Annotated in this window: 14 protein-coding genes; 8 read left to right on the plus strand and 6 right to left on the minus strand. The window is 60.5% G+C overall.

What is annotated here, in order from left to right; all coding sequences use genetic code 11:
- Positions 1-94 precede the first annotated feature (94 nt).
- The 4 genes from U367_RS0117605 to U367_RS0117620 all read left to right on the plus strand — a co-directional run bounded on the left by U367_RS0117605 (position 95) and on the right by U367_RS0117620 (position 3,634).
- Entirely contained in the window at positions 95-583 is a 489-nt protein-coding gene (locus U367_RS0117605; RefSeq protein WP_016976782.1) for a DUF3015 domain-containing protein, read from the plus strand.
- 92 nt (positions 584-675) lie between these two features.
- Complete coding sequence (locus U367_RS0117610; protein ID WP_028618000.1) at positions 676-2,529, plus strand: Lnb N-terminal periplasmic domain-containing protein; 1,854 nt, start codon at positions 676-678, stop codon at positions 2,527-2,529.
- A gap of 190 nt (positions 2,530-2,719) precedes the next feature.
- Positions 2,720-3,076, plus strand: a complete 357-nt coding sequence (locus U367_RS0117615; protein ID WP_028618001.1) for a hypothetical protein — start codon at positions 2,720-2,722, stop codon at positions 3,074-3,076.
- A 69-nt stretch (positions 3,077-3,145) separates the two neighbouring features.
- A complete protein-coding gene (locus tag U367_RS0117620) occupies positions 3,146-3,634 on the plus strand; it encodes a GreA/GreB family elongation factor (RefSeq protein ID WP_028618002.1) in 489 nt (162 codons plus the stop codon).
- On the opposite strand, the gene gdhA is transcribed toward U367_RS0117620, so the two are convergent.
- Both gdhA and ettA read right to left on the minus strand, forming a co-directional pair.
- Positions 3,631-4,968 carry an NADP-specific glutamate dehydrogenase gene (gene gdhA / locus U367_RS0117625; protein ID WP_028618003.1) on the minus strand — a complete coding sequence of 446 codons (1,338 nt, stop codon included), beginning with the start codon at positions 4,966-4,968 and terminating at the stop codon, positions 3,631-3,633. The two genes, U367_RS0117620 and gdhA, sit on opposite strands and share 4 nt — an antisense overlap.
- Positions 4,969-5,213: 245 nt before the next feature.
- On the minus strand, positions 5,214-6,878 hold the full coding sequence (gene ettA, locus U367_RS0117630) for an energy-dependent translational throttle protein EttA (RefSeq protein ID WP_028618004.1): 1,665 nt from the start codon (positions 6,876-6,878) through the stop codon (positions 5,214-5,216).
- A gap of 159 nt (positions 6,879-7,037) precedes the next feature.
- On the opposite strand from ettA, the gene U367_RS0117635 reads away from it, so the two are divergent.
- The 3 genes from U367_RS0117635 to glyA all read left to right on the plus strand — a co-directional run bounded on the left by U367_RS0117635 (position 7,038) and on the right by glyA (position 13,017).
- Positions 7,038-7,649, plus strand: a complete 612-nt coding sequence (locus U367_RS0117635; RefSeq protein WP_028618005.1) for a LysE family translocator — start codon at positions 7,038-7,040, stop codon at positions 7,647-7,649.
- Positions 7,650-7,765: 116 nt separating this feature from the next.
- Positions 7,766-11,617, plus strand: a complete 3,852-nt coding sequence (locus U367_RS0117640; RefSeq protein WP_028618006.1) for a sensor domain-containing protein — start codon at positions 7,766-7,768, stop codon at positions 11,615-11,617.
- Between the two features lie 146 nt (positions 11,618-11,763).
- A complete protein-coding gene (glyA, locus tag U367_RS0117645; protein ID WP_028618007.1) occupies positions 11,764-13,017 on the plus strand; it encodes a serine hydroxymethyltransferase in 1,254 nt (417 codons plus the stop codon).
- A 189-nt stretch (positions 13,018-13,206) separates the two neighbouring features.
- Here the strand turns inward: glyA and yjiA are convergent, their stop codons facing one another.
- The 3 genes from yjiA to U367_RS0117660 all read right to left on the minus strand — a co-directional run bounded on the left by yjiA (position 13,207) and on the right by U367_RS0117660 (position 16,601).
- The gene (gene yjiA / locus U367_RS0117650) at positions 13,207-14,166 is read right to left on the minus strand and encodes a GTPase (protein ID WP_028618008.1); all 960 of its coding nucleotides are present in this window, start codon (positions 14,164-14,166) and stop codon (positions 13,207-13,209) included.
- A 155-nt stretch (positions 14,167-14,321) separates the two neighbouring features.
- Entirely contained in the window at positions 14,322-14,519 is a 198-nt protein-coding gene (locus tag U367_RS0117655; RefSeq protein ID WP_016976771.1) for a YbdD/YjiX family protein, read from the minus strand.
- 15 nt (positions 14,520-14,534) lie between these two features.
- Positions 14,535-16,601, minus strand: a complete 2,067-nt coding sequence (locus U367_RS0117660; RefSeq protein ID WP_028618009.1) for a carbon starvation CstA family protein — start codon at positions 16,599-16,601, stop codon at positions 14,535-14,537.
- 174 nt (positions 16,602-16,775) lie between these two features.
- On the opposite strand from U367_RS0117660, the gene U367_RS0117665 reads away from it, so the two are divergent.
- Positions 16,776-17,144, plus strand: a complete 369-nt coding sequence (locus tag U367_RS0117665) for a PilZ domain-containing protein (protein ID WP_028618010.1) — start codon at positions 16,776-16,778, stop codon at positions 17,142-17,144.
- Positions 17,145-17,199: 55 nt separating this feature from the next.
- Here the strand turns inward: U367_RS0117665 and radA are convergent, their stop codons facing one another.
- Positions 17,200-18,567: a DNA repair protein RadA gene (radA, locus tag U367_RS0117670; protein ID WP_016976768.1), complete on the minus strand. Its 1,368-nt coding sequence runs from the start codon at positions 18,565-18,567 to the stop codon at positions 17,200-17,202.
- Positions 18,568-18,589 lie beyond the last annotated feature (22 nt).

The raw sequence follows: 18,589 nt of genomic DNA on the forward strand, positions 1-18,589 counted from the left end.
CAAACTGCGCGGGTTGGACTAATAACTGGCCCCTAGGGCGCTGCGACGCGCCTGAACCCTTGTCCATTGGTTTGCACACAAAGAGAACAAAGCTATGAAACGGATCCTTCTCGGTACTCTCTTCACCGTCGTCTCCCTCAATGCAATGGCAGAAGCACCAGGTGGCCCGAACTGCGGTTGGGGCAACATGTTGTTCGAAGGCCAGCGCGGCACGCCAGCTCACTTCCTGGCTTCCACTACCAACGGTACTTCGGGTAACGCCACGTTCGGCATGACCTCGGGCACCAACGGCTGTAACACCAACAGCGCCCTGACCTACGGCGGCAAGTCCTGGATTGCCATGAATGGCATGATGAACGAGCTGTCCGAAGACATGGCCAAGGGCAACGGCGAAGCGCTGACCACCTACGCCGTGGTACTGGGCGTGGCACCGGAAGATCGCGAGCACTTCGCGGCCGTGACCCACGAGCACTTCCAGCAGATCTTCAGCAAAGCTGACGTGACCGCTGACGACGTGCACAACAACACCATTGCGGTACTGAAAAGCGATGCCCGTCTGGCGAAATACGCAACCCAGGCTTAAGCTCGATCCGCCCGCGCCTGCTTAAGGCGCGGGTTTTATTTTGGACCCGCCTCCCCTTTGGGTCTCTTTTATATCCGACTTAAGTTGCCCCTATGCTCAAACGCTTTGCCTGGATGGCACTCTTCGCCTGCGCCCCGCTGTATGCGGCCCCGCACCTTGATGATCAACGTTTGCAGCAATTGGCGAATGATCCGTTCTGGCTTTCCCTGGGCCATTACGAAGCCGGCAAGATCAGTGGCTGGCGCAGTTACGTCAGCGACAAAAAGTTCTTCCTCGCGGCCGATGGCGCCCACCACCCGGACGCCGAGCTCAAGGCCACCGTTGATGCGCTCTACGCACCGGCCAGCCTGGGTGAAAAACACGCCCAATGCGTTTACCCCGCACGGACCCGCTGGCTCAAGGATCAGTTGCACCTCACTGACCTGCCTGCCGTGGACTGCACAGAATTCAAGCAATGGTTCAAGGACGTCGCCCCCCATAGCGCGGTGATGATCTTCCCGGCGGCCTACCTCAACAGCCCGTCGTCGATGTTCGGCCACACGTTGCTGCGCATCGACCAGGCCGACGTGCAGAGCAACAACACCGCCCTGCTCAGCTACGCGATCAACTTCGGCGCCTACATCGAAGGCTCCGACAACAGCATTCTCTACGCCTGGAAAGGCCTGATGGGCGGTTATCCCGGCCTGTTCGCCCTGGTGCCTTATCAGGAAAAGCTGTCGGAGTACCGCAGCCTTGAGAACCGCGACCTGTGGGAATATCGCCTCAACCTCACTCAAGTCGAGACCGAGCGCATGGTCGAGCACGTGTGGGAGCTCAAACAGATCCAGTTCGATTACTTCTTCTTTGACGAAAACTGCTCCTATCGCCTGCTGGAATTGCTGCAAGTGGCGCGTCCCGGCCTGCGCCTGACCGAACAGTTCCCGCTCACGGCCATCCCGACCGACACGGTCAAGGCCGTGAAAGATGCCGGCCTGGTGGAGAAAATCGACTACCGGCCCTCCCGTGAACGTGAGCTGCTGGAGCGCGCCAAGCCGCTGGACAGCGACGAGCAGCAATGGGTACTAAAGGTCAGCGACGACCAGAAGCAATTGCAAGAGCCAGCCTTCAAGGCCCTGCCCCGCGATCGCCAGGCCCTGATCATCGACGCCGCCTACCGCCTCGGCCGCTACCGCGCCAACGGCCTGGAACGCGACACCGAACGCTCCCAGCGCAGCTTCGAACTATTGCGCGCGATCAACCAGAACCCGGCGCCCGACCTCAAGATCACACCCCCTGGTCTCCCGGAAAACGGCCATGAATCACGCACCTGGCAAGCCGGCATCGGCACCCGTGGCGACAAGTCCTTCGGTGAATACGGCCTGCGCATGGCCTACCACGACCTCAACGACAACGCCGAAGGTTTCCCCCTGGGCGCGCAGATCGAAATCCTGCAGATGAAACTGCGCCAGTACGAAGGCAACCACTGGCAACTGCAGCAGCTGGACCTGGCCACCATCCGCTCCCTGACCCCACGTAACGCCCTGTTGCAGCCGTGGTCATGGCAAGTCACTGGCGGCCTGGAGCGGGTACCGGGCAAGCACGACGACGAAACCCTGGTTGCCCACGTCAACGGCGGCGCTGGCGGCACCTGGCAACTGCGCGACGACATGCTCGGCTTCGCCCTCGGCACCGTGCGCGTGGAACACAACAACGACTTCAACGAAGCCATCTCCCCAGCGGCAGGCTTCAACACGGGCGTGCTGTGGAAAAACCCGCTGGGCAATCTGAGCCTGGAAGCCAAGGGTGATTTCTTCACCAATGGCGAGGTGCGTCGCAGTATCAGCCTGAACCAGCAGTGGGAATTGTCGCGCAATCTCGGATTACGTCTGAGCGCTCAACGCGAATACAGCCACCTGTCGACGCCGGTAAATGAAGTGATGCTGGAAGTGAAGTGGTACCACTATTGACCACAGGACCTGTAGGAGCCGGCTTGCCGGCGATCGCATCACCTCAGAGCAACTGATACACCGAGGTGCCTGCATCGCCAGCAAGCCAGCTCCTACACAACAACAGTATTCTCACCTCCCTTTCACACCTCCCCGACAAATCCCCTTCTAGACTCTCCCTATCAGCCGTGAAACGGCCAGGGAGTACGCCATGTGGCGGTCTGCGGTATTGCTGTGTGCAGTGATGTGGTTGGCCGGCTGCCAATCGACCCATGAAGATTTGCTGGCCAAAGGTTACCCACCGGCCTTTGCCGACGGTTTTGACGATGGTTGCAGCAGCGGTCGCCAGGCGGCTGGCGTTATCAGCGGTGAGTTTCGCAAGAATGTGCCGCGCTATCTGAAAGACCGCGAATACGCTGAAGGCTGGGAAGACGGTTTCCGCCAGTGCAAGGCCATGCGTGAGAACGAAGAGTTGCGTGACTACAAGGACAATCACTGGGATGACCGCGAGCGCGCCTGGCAACAGGAGAAAAACCGCGACGCCGCCAGGGCCTATCGTTCGCAATAGGTCGTTTCCAGACATCCAGCGAAACTAAATCGCGGCGAGCATGGCCCAACTCCAAAGAGGGAGAACGTCATGAGTCGAGCTTTTGTAAACGAGGACAACGCTGCCGCCCAGGCTGATCAGCCGGTGGAGCGTCAGGTCAGTGAGCAGCCCAATCGCCTGACTGCGCAAGGTTTGGCGCAATTGCAGGCCAAGGTTGCGCAGTTGCAGCAGGCTTACAGCCTCGAATCCGCCAAGGGCGATAAACAGCGCCAGGCCGACCTTGAGCGGGATTTGCGCTACTTCAACCAGCGGGTGCAAAGCGCCCAAGTGGTCGCGCCGGCCACCTCCACCGACAAGGTGCAGATCGGCAGTTGGGTGACCTTCGCCAATGAACAGGACGAACAGCAACGCATCCAGTTGGTCGGTGAAGACCAGGCCGATGCGAGCGCAGGCCTGATCAACTGGGGTTCGCCCCTGGGCCGCGCCTTACTGGGCGCCCAGGTCGGCGACGAAGTGCTGTGGCAGCGCCCCGTCGGCGATCAGTTGATCGAAGTGCTGCGGATCGAGCCCGAGGTTTAGACGATGCCTTGGGCCAGCATCGCGTCGGCGACTTTGACGAAGCCGGCGATGTTCGCGCCTTTCACGTAGTTGATCCGGCCGTTTTCTTCGCCGTAATGCACGCAGGCATGGTGGATCGACTGCATGATGTTGTGCAGCTTGCTGTCCACTTCACCGGCAGTCCACAGCAGGCGCATGGCGTTCTGCGACATTTCCAGGCCGCTCACGGCCACGCCGCCAGCGTTAGAAGCTTTACCCGGCGCGAACAGGGTGCCCGTCTCGATAAAGATATCCACAGCCTCGAGCGTGGTCGGCATGTTGGCGCCTTCGGCCACGCAGATGCAGCCATTGCGCAGCAAAGCGCGGGCGGCGTCGGCATCGAGTTCGTTCTGGGTCGCGCAGGGCAAGGCAATGTCGCACGCCAGTTCCCATGGCGTCTGGCCTTTGCGGAATTCCAGGCCGAAACGCTCGGCCAGTTCGCTGATGCGCCCACGCTGGACGTTTTTCAGCTCCAGCAGGGCCGACCATTGCTCTTCGGTCAAACCGCTTTCGGCGTACAGGGTGCCTTCGGAGTCGGACAGGGAAATCACCTTGCCGCCCAGGTCCATGACCTTGCGCGCCGCGTATTGCGCCACGTTGCCGGAGCCGGACACCGCCACGCGCTTGCCCTCAACCCGCTGGTTGTTGCGCTTGAGCATCTCTTCAGCGAAGTACACGCAGCCGAACCCCGTGGCTTCCGGGCGGATCAGGCTGCCGCCGTAGGTCATGCCCTTGCCGGTCAGCACGGAGGTGAACTGGTTGCTCAGGCGCTTGTATTGACCGAACAGGAAGCCGATCTCACGGGCGCCCACGCCGATATCGCCGGCCGGCACGTCCACGTCCGCGCCGATGTGGCGATACAGCTCACTCATGAAGGCCTGGCAGAAGCGCATGACTTCAGCGTCGCTCTTGCCCTTGGGGTCGAAGTCCGAGCCGCCTTTGCCGCCGCCCATGGGCAGCGAGGTCAGGGAATTCTTGAAGGTCTGCTCGAAGGCGAGGAACTTCAACACGCCCAGGTTCACCGATGGATGGAAGCGCAAGCCGCCTTTGTAGGGGCCGATGGCGCTGTTCATCTGGATACGGAAACCGCGATTGACCTGGACCTTGCCGTGATCATCCACCCACGACACCCGGAAGGTAATCGCGCGTTCTGGCTCGCAGATGCGCTCCAGGATGCCCGAGGTCAGGTAGTGAGGATTGGCTTCCAGAAACGGCCACAGACTGCGTAGGACTTCTTCTACGGCCTGGTGGAATTCCGGCTGGTCCGGGTCGCGTTTCTTGAGGCGGGCAAGGAAGGATTCGACGGATTCGATCATGGAAAGTCTCGGCAAATTTTTAGTTGTTAACGGAGATTGAGCCGGACTTTATCAATTCATTCCGCACTGCGACAGGGCAAAATGTCGCCTTTGTGAATTTAAATGGTGCGTTTTATATAACTGTATCCAGTTTTAGCGGCTTTTATGCACCCTTTCAGGGATTCAAATCAAACCGCACGCACCATCAAATTCCAGGCAAAAAAACGGAGCCCGAAGGCTCCGCTCTTTCAAACCACCAACCCGAATCAGGCCAGTTTTTTGTGACGCACACGGTGCGGCTGGGCAGCAGCGTCGCCCAAGCGTTTTTTACGGTCCGCTTCGTACTCGGTGTAGTTACCTTCGAAGAACACCGCCTGGGAGTCGTCTTCGTATGCCAGGATGTGGGTCGCGACGCGGTCAAGGAACCACCGATCGTGAGAGATCACAATGGCAGCGCCCGGGAAGTCCAGCAGGGCTTCTTCCAGGGAACGCAGGGTTTCAACGTCGAGGTCGTTGGACGGTTCGTCGAGCAGCAGGACGTTGCCGCCCTCTTTCAGGGTCAGGGCCAGGTGCAAGCGACCGCGCTCACCACCGGACAGGTCCTTGACGAACTTCTGTTGGTCGCCACCCTTGAAGTTGAAACGGCCGACATAAGTACGCGACGGGATTTCATAGTTGCCGATGCGGATCTGGTCGGAACCGTCGGAAATCTGCTGGAACACGGTCTTGCTGCCATCCAGGTCTTCACGGCTCTGGTCCACACAGGCCAGCTGCACGGTTTCGCCGACTTCGATGGTGCCCGAATCCGGGGTTTCCTTGCCCATCAGCATGCGGAACAACGTGGATTTACCCGCACCGTTACCACCAATAACGCCGACGATCGCGCCTTTTGGCATAGAGAACGACAGGTTGTCGATCAGCACGCGGTCGCCATAACCTTTGGAAACGTTCTTGAACTCGATGACCTTGTCGCCCAGGCGCGGACCGGCCGGGATGTAGATCTCGTTGGTTTCCGAACGTTTCTGGAATTCCTGCGACTGCATTTCTTCAAAGCGTTGCAGACGGGCCTTGGATTTGGACTGGCGGGCCTTGGCGCCTTTGCGCACCCACTCCAGTTCTTCCTTCATGGCTTTTTCATGGGCCGATTGCTGCTTGGATTCGGCGGCCAGACGGTCGGACTTGGCTTCCAGCCAACCGGAGTAGTTACCCTCGTAAGGGATACCCGCGCCACGGTCGAGCTCGAGGATCCAGCCGGCCACGTTGTCCAGGAAGTACCGGTCGTGCGTGATCGCGACCACGGTGCCTGGGAAGTCGTGAAGGAAATGTTCCAGCCAGGCGACGGAATCGGCGTCCAAGTGGTTGGTCGGTTCGTCGAGCAGCAGCATGTCAGGGGCCGACAGCAGCAGGCGGCACAGGGCCACGCGACGCTTTTCACCACCGGACAGGAATTCGACCTTGGCGTCCCACGCTGGCAGGCGCAGTGCGTCGGCGGCGACTTCCAATTGGCGCTCCAGGTTGTGACCGTCGCCGGCTTGCAGGATGGCTTCGAGCTTGGCCTGTTCGGCGGCCAGTTTGTCGAAGTCGGCATCTTCTTCAGCGTAAGCCGCGTAGACCTCGTCCAGGCGCGCCTGGGCGTTCTTGATCACGCTGACGGCTTCTTCAACCACTTCACGCACGGTCTTGGTCGGGTCCAGGATCGGCTCTTGCGGCAGGTAGCCGATGTTCAGTTCTGGCATCGGGCGGGCTTCGCCTTCGAACTCGGTGTCGACGCCAGCCATGATTTTCAACAGGGTGGATTTACCCGAACCGTTGAGGCCGAGTACGCCGATCTTGGCGCCTGGGAAGAAGGACAGCGAAATGTTTTTCAGGATTTCCCGCTTCGGAGGGACAACTTTGCCCAGCCGATGCATGGTGAAGACGTATTGAGCCAAAATGTGGACCTCATAAAAGTAAGAACAGGCCTACGTAGCGTCATGGCGCTGTACATAGTGTTGCGAATCCTCAAGGTTAACCTAAGTGACCGAGCGTATCGAAGCCTATCTGTTAGATTAGCCGGTCAAAACCCTCAGGGGTTCCAGGAGACACCCTTCATGCTTGGCGTCCTATCCGCACTCGGGCTACTGCTATTAATGCCGGGGCCTACCAACACGCTGCTGCTGCGCTCGGGATTACTCGCGGGGTTCCGGCGCGCCTGGCCGCTGAGCCTGCTGGAGTGCCTGGCTTACCTGACGCAGATCTCGTTCTGGGGCTACTTGCTCAGCCATATCGGCGACAACGCGCCCTGGAGCCTGAAGCTCGTGCAGTTCGCTTCGGTCTGCTATTTGATCAGGACTTGCTACCTGCTGTGGCGCCACCCCGACGAAACACTCCACACCGAGGCCGAGGCACGGGTCTCCACGCTGAACTTCTTTTTGCTCACGCTGATCAACCCCAAGGGATTACTGATCGTGTCGTTTATCGTCCCGATGCAGACATTTATCGACTTGACCTTGTACGTGCATTTCGTCGCACAGTTCAGCGCCGTGGTGATACCGGTGGGCTGCGTCTGGGTGCTGCTGGGGGCCCGCATCAAACGAGGCGGGTACGCGTGGTTGACGCCGCACACCATCAACCGCACGGCCTCTGTGGTTATCAGCCTGTTCACGCTGGCGATCCTGACCCGGCTGGCGGACAGCCTGATCCACACCGGCGGCGCCCTATAGTGCCCGCCAGGCGGGGCTGGCACTTTGCCACAAGTCAAGGCATGCTAGCCGCCCTCCGGGCGTCCGGCTTATAGTGCACGTCGCGCGCCAGTCCAGCCAAACCGCAGGATCACAGCTTGTCCAAAGTCACGCCGCCAACTCCCCTGCGCGCCGCTCATATAGCGCCGGGAGCGCCCCTGCACGGCACCCTCAAAGGCGCATTGGCGACGCTCGTCCTCATGTTGCTCGCGTTATTGTTCTGGCAACTGCTCGACCAGTTGCAGCAAAACCAGAAGAACCAGCAGCAATACACCATCGACTACAGCGCCGACCTGGCTGAACAGATCAGCCTGAACATGGCCCTCAGCGCGAAAATCGCCCTGAACCTGCTGCCGATGGTCGAGCCGCCGCGTGACAGCGAACAGCAACAGGCGCTGATGCGCACCTTGCAACGCTCGCTACCCGAGCTGCGCAGCGTCGCCCTGCTCGCCCCCAGCGGCGCGATGATCAGTGACAGCGCCACCGACAGCCAGGACGCCGCCTGGTTGGCAGAGCTGGTGCAACGTAGCCACGCCCAGTCCTATTACCTGAGCAACAGCAACGACGGCACCCTCATCTATCTGCTGCTGCACCAGCCCAGCGGCGGCTCGCGGATGTATTGGGCGCTGCGCCTGGCACCCAACTACCTGAGCAACCTCACCCGCCAGGACGGCCAGGGCCAGCGCCCGCTGTGGGTCATCGAGAATCGCATCAACCACCGGGTTGTCAGCCGAGACAGCGGCATGCCGGCGCAGTGGGCGTCTGCGCTAACCCCGGACGAGCTGAATAAAAGCGTACTGGTCACCCCTCTAAGCAAAAGCGACTGGCAACTGCGCGGGCTGTTCGACCGTACTGCGGTGCTGGAGCAACTGCTGCCGGCCTTCATCGGCAAATGCCTGCTGGGCCTGGCGTTCTCGCTGATCCCGGTGATCGTGCTGCTGAACATGCGCCGCCGCCAGCGCCAGGTGCATGAAGGCCGCCGGCGCTACCAGGACATTTTCGAAGGCACCGGCGTGGCCCTGTGCGTGCTCGACTTGTCGGGCCTGAATGCGTTCTTCGACAAGACCCGACTGGAGACCCGCGAGCAACTGCACGCCTGGCTGCAGGACAACCCCGGCGAACGCCAGCAACTGCTCAAGGAGCTGCGCATCACCGAGGTCAACCAGGTGGCGGTGCGCCTGTTGAACGTGGGTTCCTGTGAAGAAGCCTGGGAGCGTCTGATCGATGACTCCCCGCGCAATGCCACGTCCATCGGCTACCAGATTCTTGAGGCGGTACTGACCCAGCAGAGCCAGTTGGAACTGGAAATCCAGCTCAAGGACGTGGCGGGCAACGAGCAATACCTTTGGCTGGTGATGCGCTTGCCGGAGCAGCAGGACGACTTCAAGGCAGTGATCCTCAGCATCAGCGATATCACCAGCCGCAAGCTGATCGAGCTGTCGCTGGTGGAGCGTGAAAGCTTCTGGTCGGACGTGGTACGCACCGTGCCTGACCACCTGTATGTGCAGGACGTGATCAGCCAGCGCATGATTTTCAGCAATCACCATCTGGGCCACACCCTCGGCTACAACAAGGCCGAACTGCAGCAAATGGGCGAGTACTTCTGGGAAATCCTACTGCACCCCGAAGACGCCGAGCATTACCACGATTTGCGCCAGCAGCAGCGCCAGATCGGCTACGCCACCCAATTGCAATGCCAATTGCGCTTCCGCCACCGCAACAACCAATGGCGGCGCTTTGACATCCGCGAGCAGGCCCTGGCCCGCGACAAGACGGCGCAGATCACCCGCATCATTGGGGTGGCCAAGGACATCACCGACCAGATCGAGGCCAGCGAATCCCTGCGTGACAGCGAACAGCGCTACCGCATGCTGGCCGAAAGCATCAGCGACGTGATCTGCTCCACAGACAGCCAGTTGGCCCTCAACTACGTCAGCCCCTCGGTCAATGCCGTACTCGGTTATGACGTGGACTGGGTGTTCAAAAATGGCTGGCAGTCGATCATCGCCAACCCGCAGCAGCTGACCGGCATTTACAGTCTGATGGAACAAGTCAGCCGCGCGCTTGGCAACATCGAGGCACTGAACACGCTGCGCGACGAGGTGCAGACCCAACTGTTCCTGTTCGACTGCCTGCGCGCAGATGGTCGCAAAGTGCCGATCGAGCTGCGCCTGGTGTTGGTATGGGACGAACACGGCGCCTTCGAGGGCGTCCTCGGCGTGGGCCGCGACATCAGCCAGCAACGCCGCGCCGAAAAAGACCTGCGCATGGCGGCCACGGTATTCGAGCACTCCACCTCGGCGATTCTGATCACCGACCCCGCCGGTTATATCGTGCAGGCCAACGAGGCGTTCAGCCGGGTCAGCGGCTATGCGGTCAGCGATGTGCTCGACCAGTTGCCGAATATGCTCACCGTCGACGAACAGCAGGAAGCCCACCTGCGCTACGTACTCAAGCAGTTGCACCAGCACAGCACTTGGGAAGGCGAAGTGTGGCTCAAGCGGCGCAACGGCGAGCATTACCCGGCGTGGGTCGGCATTACCGCCGTGTTCGACGATGAAGGCGACCTGGCCAGCTACGTGTGTTTCTTCAGTGACATCAGCGAGCGCAAGGCCAGCGAGCAGCGCATCCACCGCCTGGCCTACTACGACGCCCTGACCCACCTGCCCAACCGCACGCTGTTCCAGGACCGCCTGCATACCGCGTTGCAGTCGGCAGAACGGCAGAAGTCGTGGGTGGTGCTGATGTTCCTCGACCTCGACCGCTTCAAACCGATCAACGACTCCCTGGGCCACGCCGCCGGCGACCGCATGCTCAAGGAAATGGCCACGCGCCTGCTGGGCTGCGTGGCCGAAGACGACACCGTGGCGCGCATGGGCGGCGACGAGTTCACGCTGCTGCTGCAACCGCGGATCAGCCGCGAAATGGCGTTGAACCGTGCGATTCATGTGGCCGAGCAGATCCTTGCCAGCCTAGTGAAGCCGTTCGTGCTGGAAGGCCGCGAGTTTTTTGTCACCGCCAGTATCGGCATCGCCCTGAGCCCTCAGGACGGCAACGAGCTGAGTCAGTTGATGAAAAACGCCGACACCGCGATGTATCACGCCAAGGAACGCGGCAAGAACAACTTCCAGTTCTACCAGGCCGACATGAACGCCAGCGCCCTGGAACGCCTGGAGCTGGAAAGCGACCTGCGCCACGCCCTGGACCAGAACGAATTCGTGCTCTATTACCAGCCGCAGTTCAGCGGCGACGGCAAACGCCTGACCGGTGCCGAAGCCCTGCTGCGCTGGCGTCACCCGCGTCGTGGCCTGGTGCCGCCGGGGGACTTCATCCCGGTACTGGAAGAGTTGGGCCTGGTGGTGGACGTGGGCGACTGGGTGATCAGCGAAGCCTGCCGACAGCTCAAGACCTGGCACCAGAACAAGGTGCGTGTGCCGAAAGTCTCGGTGAACATCTCGGCGCGGCAATTCTCCGACGGCCAGTTGGGCACCCGTATCGCCACCATCCTCAAGGACACCGGGCTGCCGCCGGCATGCCTGGAGCTGGAGCTGACCGAAAGTATCCTGATGCGGGAAGTCAACGAGGCCATGCAGATCCTCGACAGCCTGAAAAACCTGGGCCTGAGCATTGCAGTCGATGACTTTGGCACGGGCTATTCGTCGCTCAACTACCTCAAGCAATTCCCCATCGACGTGTTGAAGATCGACCGCACCTTCGTGGATGGCCTGCCCTCCGGCGAACAGGATGCGCAGATCGCCCGCGCCATTATCGCCATGGCCCACAGTCTGAACCTGGCGGTGATCGCCGAGGGTGTGGAAACCCATGAGCAGCTGGACTTCCTGCGTGAGCATGGGTGTGACGAGGTGCAGGGTTACCTGTTCGGGCGGCCGATGCCGGCGAACCGGTTCGAGGCGCAGTTCAGCAATGATGCGCTGTTCATGTTCGACTGAAACCCTGTGGTGAGGCCACTGGCCTCATCGCCGCCTATCCCCAGATGAGCCCCGCTTATCCGCGACATGATGTCCTTTCATATGCCATCTAAAACCCATTGGGTTAGAATGCCTTCCTTTTCTGCCCCCGATCCTTGAGGACCGCCATGTTCAGCCGTGATTTGACTATTGCCAAGTACGACGCCGATCTCTTCGCCGCCATGGAGCAAGAAGCCGTGCGCCAGGAAGAGCACATTGAGCTGATCGCTTCGGAAAACTACACCAGCCCTGCGGTGATGGAGGCTCAAGGTTCGGTTCTGACCAACAAGTACGCCGAAGGTTACCCAGGCAAGCGCTACTACGGTGGTTGCGAGTACGTCGACGTGGTTGAGCAACTGGCCATCGACCGTGCAAAAGAACTGTTCGGCGCCGACTACGCCAACGTCCAGCCGCACGCCGGTTCCCAAGCCAACAGCGCCGTTTACCTGGCCCTGCTGCAAGGCGGCGACACCATCCTGGGCATGAGCCTGGCCCACGGCGGTCACCTGACCCACGGCGCCAGCGTTTCGTCCTCCGGCAAGCTGTACAACGCCGTTCAGTACGGTATCGATGCCAACGGCCTGATCGACTACGACGAAGTCGAGCGCCTGGCAGTTGAACACAAGCCAAAAATGATCGTGGCCGGTTTCTCTGCCTACTCGCAGATCCTGGACTTCCCACGTTTCCGCGCTATCGCCGACAAGGTTGGTGCGTACCTGTTCGTCGACATGGCCCACGTGGCCGGTCTAGTCGCCGCTGGCGTCTACCCGAACCCGGTTCCTTACGCTGACGTCGTGACCACCACTACCCACAAGACCCTGCGCGGTCCACGTGGCGGCCTGATCCTGGCTCGCGCCAACGCCGACATCGAGAAGAAGCTGAACTCCGCTGTATTCCCAGGCGCCCAAGGCGGCCCGCTGGAGCACGTGATCGCCGCCAAAGCGATCTGCTTCAAGGAAGCCCTGCAGCCTGAGTTCAAGACCTACCAGCAACAAGTGGTCAAGAACGCCCAGGCCATGGCCAGCGTGTTCATCGAGCGCGGCTTCGACGTAGTCTCCGGCGGTACCGAGAACCACCTGTTCCTGCTGTCCCTGATCAAGCAGGACATTTCCGGTAAAGATGCTGATGCTGCCTTGGGCAAAGCCTTCATCACCGTAAACAAGAACTCCGTGCCGAACGACCCACGTTCGCCGTTCGTCACCTCCGGCCTGCGCTTCGGTACTCCGGCTGTGACCACGCGTGGCTTCAAGGAAGCAGAGTGCAAGGAACTGGCTGGCTGGATCTGCGACATCCTGGCTGACCTGAACAACGAAGCCGTGATCGACGCGGTGCGTGAGAAGGTCAAGGCCATCTGCAAGAAGCTGCCGGTGTACGGCGCTTGATTGCAGTTGCTTGAATGAAAAAGCCCGGCTCAAGAGCCGGGCTTTTTTATGGGCAAAATTTGAGTTGAAATGCAATCAATGTGGGAGCTGGCTTGCTCGCGAAAGCAGTGGTTCAGTCAGCACATGTATCCACTGAAAGACCGCTTTCGCGAGCAAGCCAGCTCCCACATTTTTTGATCGTATTTCAATTCAGGATTGGTAAACCCGTGCAAATCCTTCGCGGATTTTGTCTTCCGGTAACTCATCGGCAATAAACACAATCACACTCTCGCGCGCCTCGCCCTCTTCCCACTCCGTGTCCCAATCAAAGCCGTAGAGCTTGAGCACACCCTGGAACACCATGCGCCGGTCTTCACCGGCAATATTCAGCACGCCCTTGTAACGCAACAGCTGCTTGCCGTGGTCTTCCAGCAGTTCATTCATGAACTCGCTGAGGCGATCGATATCCAGCGGCTGGTCGGTGCGCAGCACCAGGCTGGAGATACGGTCGATGGACGGCGCAGCGCGCACCGGGCGCAGGCTCATGCCAGCGTTGAGGTTGAAGCCGCGCACATCGAGCAGTTCAGCCAGGTCGATGTTGCCATGGTCCACCACACGGATCGGCGCACGGCGGTTGATGCGGGTAAGGCGTTCACTGAGTGCATCGAAGGTGGCGTCATCCACCAGGTCGCGCTTGCTCACCAGCAGGCGGTCGGCAAAGCCGATCTGGGCCTGGGCGATGGTCTGGGTCAGGTGGTGCTCGGCGTGGGCGGCGTCCACCAGGGTGATGATGCCGTCGAGGATGTAGCGCTCGCGCAGGTCCTCGTCGATGAAAAAAGTCTGGGCCACAGGGGCCGGGTCGGCCAGGCCGGTGCACTCGATCACCAGGCGGTCGAAGGCGATCTCGCCGCTGTCCAGGCGTTCGAGTAGCAGATACAGGGCTTTGGTCAGGTCGGTGTGGATGGTGCAACACACGCAGCCGTTGGACAGGGTCATGACTTGCACCGGCTCGGCGCCCAGCAATTGGGTGTCGATACCGGCGTCACTGAATTCGTTTTCGATCACAGCGATTTTAAGGCCGTGCTCGGCTTTGAGCAGATGGCGTAGCAAGGTGGTCTTGCCGGCGCCGAGGAAGCCGCTGAGGACGGTGACCGGAATGGGAGAGGACAAAAGCAGTTCTCCTTATAACTGAAGGAACACAAACAAATGTGGGAGCGGGCTTGCTCGCGAATACGGTGTATCAGTCAGCACATACATCAACTGACAAACCGCCTTCGCGAGCAAGCCCGCTCCCACAAGGGATCGCCGCCACCCGAACTACCGGGTCAACAGCACTTGGGCCCACCCTTGCCGCCGTAACGGGCTTCCTGGCGTTCCCGGAAGAACGCCTTGTAGTCCATCACCGGCTTGTCCGGGTGTTTGGTTTGCATATGCTCGACGTACGTATCGTAGTCGGGCATGCCGACCATCAGGCGCGCGGCCTGACCGAGGTATTTACCGAGGCGATTGATGTCATTGAACATGGTTGCAATCCTCGATCACGCGTCCGGAACAGCCTGGAACGGGGCTTCTTTATCCGTGCGTTCTTTGTTGCCCCAGGCGGCGACGCCGACCTTGAGCGCATAGAATAGGATGCTGAAGACCACGAACAGGAACAGCGCCGTCAGCGTTGCGTTGGTGTAGGCGTTCCAGATCACGTGCTGCATCTGGTCGATGCTCTTCGCCGGGGCAAGAATCTGGCCGTTGGCCAATGCATCGCTGTATTTCTTCGCCAGCGACAGGAAGCCGATCGCCGGGTTGGCGTCGAACAGCTTGATGAAGCCTGCAGTGGTGGTGCAGATCAGCAGCCAGACAGCCGGCAGCATGGTCACCCAGATGTAGCGTTGGCGTTTCATTTTGATCAGCACAACGGTGGCCAGCATCAGCGCGATACCTGCCAGCATTTGGTTGGAGATACCGAACAGCGGCCACAAGGTGTTGATGCCGCCCAGTGGGTCGATCACGCCCTGGTACAGCAGGTAACCCCACATCGCCACGCAACCCGCGGTCGCGATCAGGTTGGCGGTCCACGACTCGGTGCGTTTCAGCGCCGGCACGAAGGAACCCAGCAGGTCTTGCAGCATGAAGCGACCGGCACGGGTGCCCGCGTCCACGGCTGTGAGGATGAACAGCGCTTCGAACAGGATCGCAAAGTGGTACCAGAACGCCATGGTGTTTTCACCCGGCAGCACACTGTGCAGGATCTGCGCGATACCAACCGCCAGGGTCGGTGCACCGCCGGCACGCGCCAGGATGGTGGTTTCACCGATGTCGTGGGCGACCGCCGTCAGTGCTTCCGGAGTAATGGCAAAGCCCCAGCTGCTGACAGTTTGCGCCACCGTCACCACATCACTGCCCACCACTGCAGCCGGGCTGTTCATGGCGAAGTACACGCCAGGCTCGATCACCGAAGCGGCAACCATGGCCATGATGGCCACGAACGACTCCATCAACATGCCGCCGTAACCGATGTAGCGCGCGTTGGTTTCGTTATCCAACAGTTTCGGCGTAGTGCCCGAGGAGATCAGCGCATGGAAACCCGAGACCGCACCACAGGCAATGGTGATGAACAGGAACGGGAACAGGCCGCCCTTCCACACCGGGCCGGTGCCGTCGATGAACTGGGTCAGGGCCGGCATTTTCAGCTCTGGCATGGTGACCAGGATGCCAATCGCCAGGGCGATGATGGTGCCGATTTTGAGGAAGGTGGAGAGGTAATCACGCGGCGCCAGGATCAGCCATACCGGCAGCACTGCGGCGACGAAACCGTAGCCGATCAGCATCCAGGTAATTTGAATGCCGGTGAAGGTGAAGGCCTTGGCCCAGACCGGGTCAGCAGCAATCTGCCCGCCCAGCCAGATCGAACCGAGCAGCAACAGCACGCCGATGATCGAGATTTCACCAATGCGACCCGGGCGGATGTAGCGCATGTAAATGCCCATGAACATCGCGATCGGGATGGTCGCCATCACCGTGAAGATCCCCCATGGGCTCTCGGCCAGGGCCTTGACCACGATCAGCGCCAACACCGCGAGGATGATGATCATGATCAGGAAGCAGCCGAACAGCGCGATGGTCCCCGGAATGCGGCCCATCTCTTCGCGAACCATGTCCCCCAGGGAACGGCCGTTGCGACGAGTGGACAGGAACAAGACCATGAAGTCCTGCACCGCACCGGCCAGCACCACGCCGGCAATCAGCCAGAGCGTGCCGGGCAGGTAGCCCATTTGCGCCGCCAGCACCGGGCCGACCAGCGGACCTGCACCGGCAATCGCCGCAAAGTGGTGACCGAAAAGGATGTGTTTGTTGGTCGGCACATAGTCCAGACCGTCATTGTTGAGCACTGCGGGGGTGGCCCGCCGTGGATCGAGTTGCATCACGTTGTTAGCGATGAACAGACTGTAGTAACGGTACGCAACCAGGTAGATGGCCACAGCAGCGACCACAATCCACAAGGCATTGATCGCCTCGCCGCGGCGCAAGGCCACTACGCCTAGGGCGCACGCTCCTACGATTGCCAGCACCAGCCAGGGTAGGTGGCGTAGCAGGCTATTATTATTTTTCATTTTTATATTCCAGCCAGGGTGGACAGAAAGGACAGCCATCCCGAGTTTAGCGCTGTTGGCCTCAAAGGCCACCCCCCTACGTTGGTCTAGAGCCTCCTGCGCACAAAAAAAGCAGAAATACCGGGCCGATGATGGCGCAGGGCTACAATTCCCGTATCTCCAGAGGGTTTCACCATGACCGAGCAACCGTCTGACCGCCGCCGTTTTCGCCGCATCGCCTTTGACGCCAAGACAGAACTGCGGCAAAACGGCCGCGACTGGACGGTGCGATTGGTGGATTTGTCGTTAAAAGGCTTGTTGATACGACGGCCCGACGACTGGAAGGGCAACAAGGCGCTGCCGTTCGACGTCGATATCCGCCTAGACCCCAAGGCGCATATAAAGATGCAAGTGCGACTGACCCATGAGGATCACGGGCAATTGGGTTTTGTGTGCCAGCACATCGACCTGGACTCGATCAGCCATTTGCGACGATTGATCGAGTTGAACCTGGGTGACGAGGAGGAACTGCACCGAGAATTGGCGGCCTTGCTGGAGACCTGAATGTTCGCCCAACCCTTGTAGGAGCCGGCTTGCCGGCTCCTACAAGGGTATGCGTTTACTCGAAAAGTGCATCCAACGCCTGTTCCAGTCGCGTCACGCCAATGATCTTTATCCCAGGCGGCGACTCCTTGGGCGCATTGCCTTTAGGTACGATTGCCCGTTTGAAGCCGTGCTTGGCGGCTTCCTTCAAGCGTTCCTGGCCACTTGGCACCGGACGCACCTCGCCCGACAGGCCCACTTCACCAAACACCAGCAAATCATGGGGCAACGGCCGGTTACGCAGGCTGGACATGACTGCCGCCATTAGCGCCAGGTCGGACGCGGTTTCCAGCACCTTGACCCCGCCGACCACGTTGAGGAACACGTCCTGGTCGTGGGTCGGAATACCGCCGTGACGGTGCAATACCGCAAGCAACATCGCCAGTCGATTCTGATCCAGGCCCAAGGTTACGCGGCGAGGGTTGGCGAGATGGCTGTCATCCACCAGCGCCTGCACTTCCACCAGCATCGGGCGGGTGCCTTCCCACGTTGCCATCACCACACTGCCTGGGACTTCTTCCTGGGCACGCGTGAGAAAAATCGCCGAAGGGTTGGAGACTTCTTTAAGCCCCCGGTCAGTCATGGCGAACACGCCCAATTCGTTGACCGCGCCGAACCGGTTCTTCACCGCCCGCAGCAAACGCAGACGGCCATCGGATTCACCTTCGAAGTACAGCACGGTGTCGACCATATGCTCCAACACCCGCGGCCCGGCCAGTGCGCCCTCTTTGGTCACATGACCGACCAGGAAGATAGCGGTGCCGCTCTGCTTGGCATAGCGCACCAGCAGCGCCGCACTTTCACGCACCTGGGATACGCCGCCCGGTGCCGACTGCAATTGCTCAGTGAAAATCGTCTGGATCGAGTCGATCACCATGACCTTGGGCTTTTCAATACGCGCCGTGGCAATGATGCTTTCGATGCAGGTCTCGGTCATCACCCGCAGTTGATCCTGGGGCAGCCCCAGGCGACGGGCGCGCATAGCCACCTGTTGTTGGGATTCCTCGCCGGTGACATACAGCGCTGGCATGCGGCTGGCGATGCTGCACAGGGTTTGCAGCAGGATCGTCGATTTGCCGATGCCCGGATCGCCGCCGATCAGTACCACCGAGCCGTCCACCAGGCCGCCGCCCAGCACCCGGTCCAATTCACCGGAGGCCGTGGAGAAACGCGGGATCTCTTCGACGCTGACTTCGGCCAGCGTCTTGATCTGCGCCTGTTGCCCGGTCCAGCCGGCGCGGCCGGTGGGGGCCGCAGCGCCGCCGCTTTCGATCATGGTTTCAGTCAGGGTGTTCCATGCACCGCACTCGGTGCACTGGCCGGCCCACTTGGGAAAGGTCGCGCCGCACTCCGTGCAGCCGTACATGCGCTTGGCCTTTGCCATTTGAGAACCTCCAACCGAAAAA

Origin of the sequence: Pseudomonas canadensis (assembly GCF_000503215.1) — a bacterium.
Lineage (GTDB): Bacteria > Pseudomonadota > Gammaproteobacteria > Pseudomonadales > Pseudomonadaceae > Aquipseudomonas > Aquipseudomonas canadensis.

Coding starts and splice junctions, on each gene's coding strand:
- U367_RS0117615 (WP_028618001.1), top strand. CDS start 2,720: ATGTGGCGGTCTGCGGTATTGCTGTGTGCAGTGATGTGGTTGGCCGGC.
- U367_RS0117605 (WP_016976782.1), top strand. CDS start 95: ATGAAACGGATCCTTCTCGGTACTCTCTTCACCGTCGTCTCCCTCAAT.
- glyA (WP_028618007.1), top strand. CDS start 11,764: ATGTTCAGCCGTGATTTGACTATTGCCAAGTACGACGCCGATCTCTTC.
- U367_RS0117655 (WP_016976771.1), bottom strand. CDS start 14,519: ATGTTCAATGACATCAATCGCCTCGGTAAATACCTCGGTCAGGCCGCG.
- U367_RS0117610 (WP_028618000.1), top strand. CDS start 676: ATGCTCAAACGCTTTGCCTGGATGGCACTCTTCGCCTGCGCCCCGCTG.
- U367_RS0117620 (WP_028618002.1), top strand. CDS start 3,146: ATGAGTCGAGCTTTTGTAAACGAGGACAACGCTGCCGCCCAGGCTGAT.
- U367_RS0117660 (WP_028618009.1), bottom strand. CDS start 16,601: ATGAAAAATAATAATAGCCTGCTACGCCACCTACCCTGGCTGGTGCTG.
- radA (WP_016976768.1), bottom strand. CDS start 18,567: ATGGCAAAGGCCAAGCGCATGTACGGCTGCACGGAGTGCGGCGCGACC.
- U367_RS0117665 (WP_028618010.1), top strand. CDS start 16,776: ATGACCGAGCAACCGTCTGACCGCCGCCGTTTTCGCCGCATCGCCTTT.
- U367_RS0117635 (WP_028618005.1), top strand. CDS start 7,038: ATGCTTGGCGTCCTATCCGCACTCGGGCTACTGCTATTAATGCCGGGG.
- gdhA (WP_028618003.1), bottom strand. CDS start 4,968: ATGATCGAATCCGTCGAATCCTTCCTTGCCCGCCTCAAGAAACGCGAC.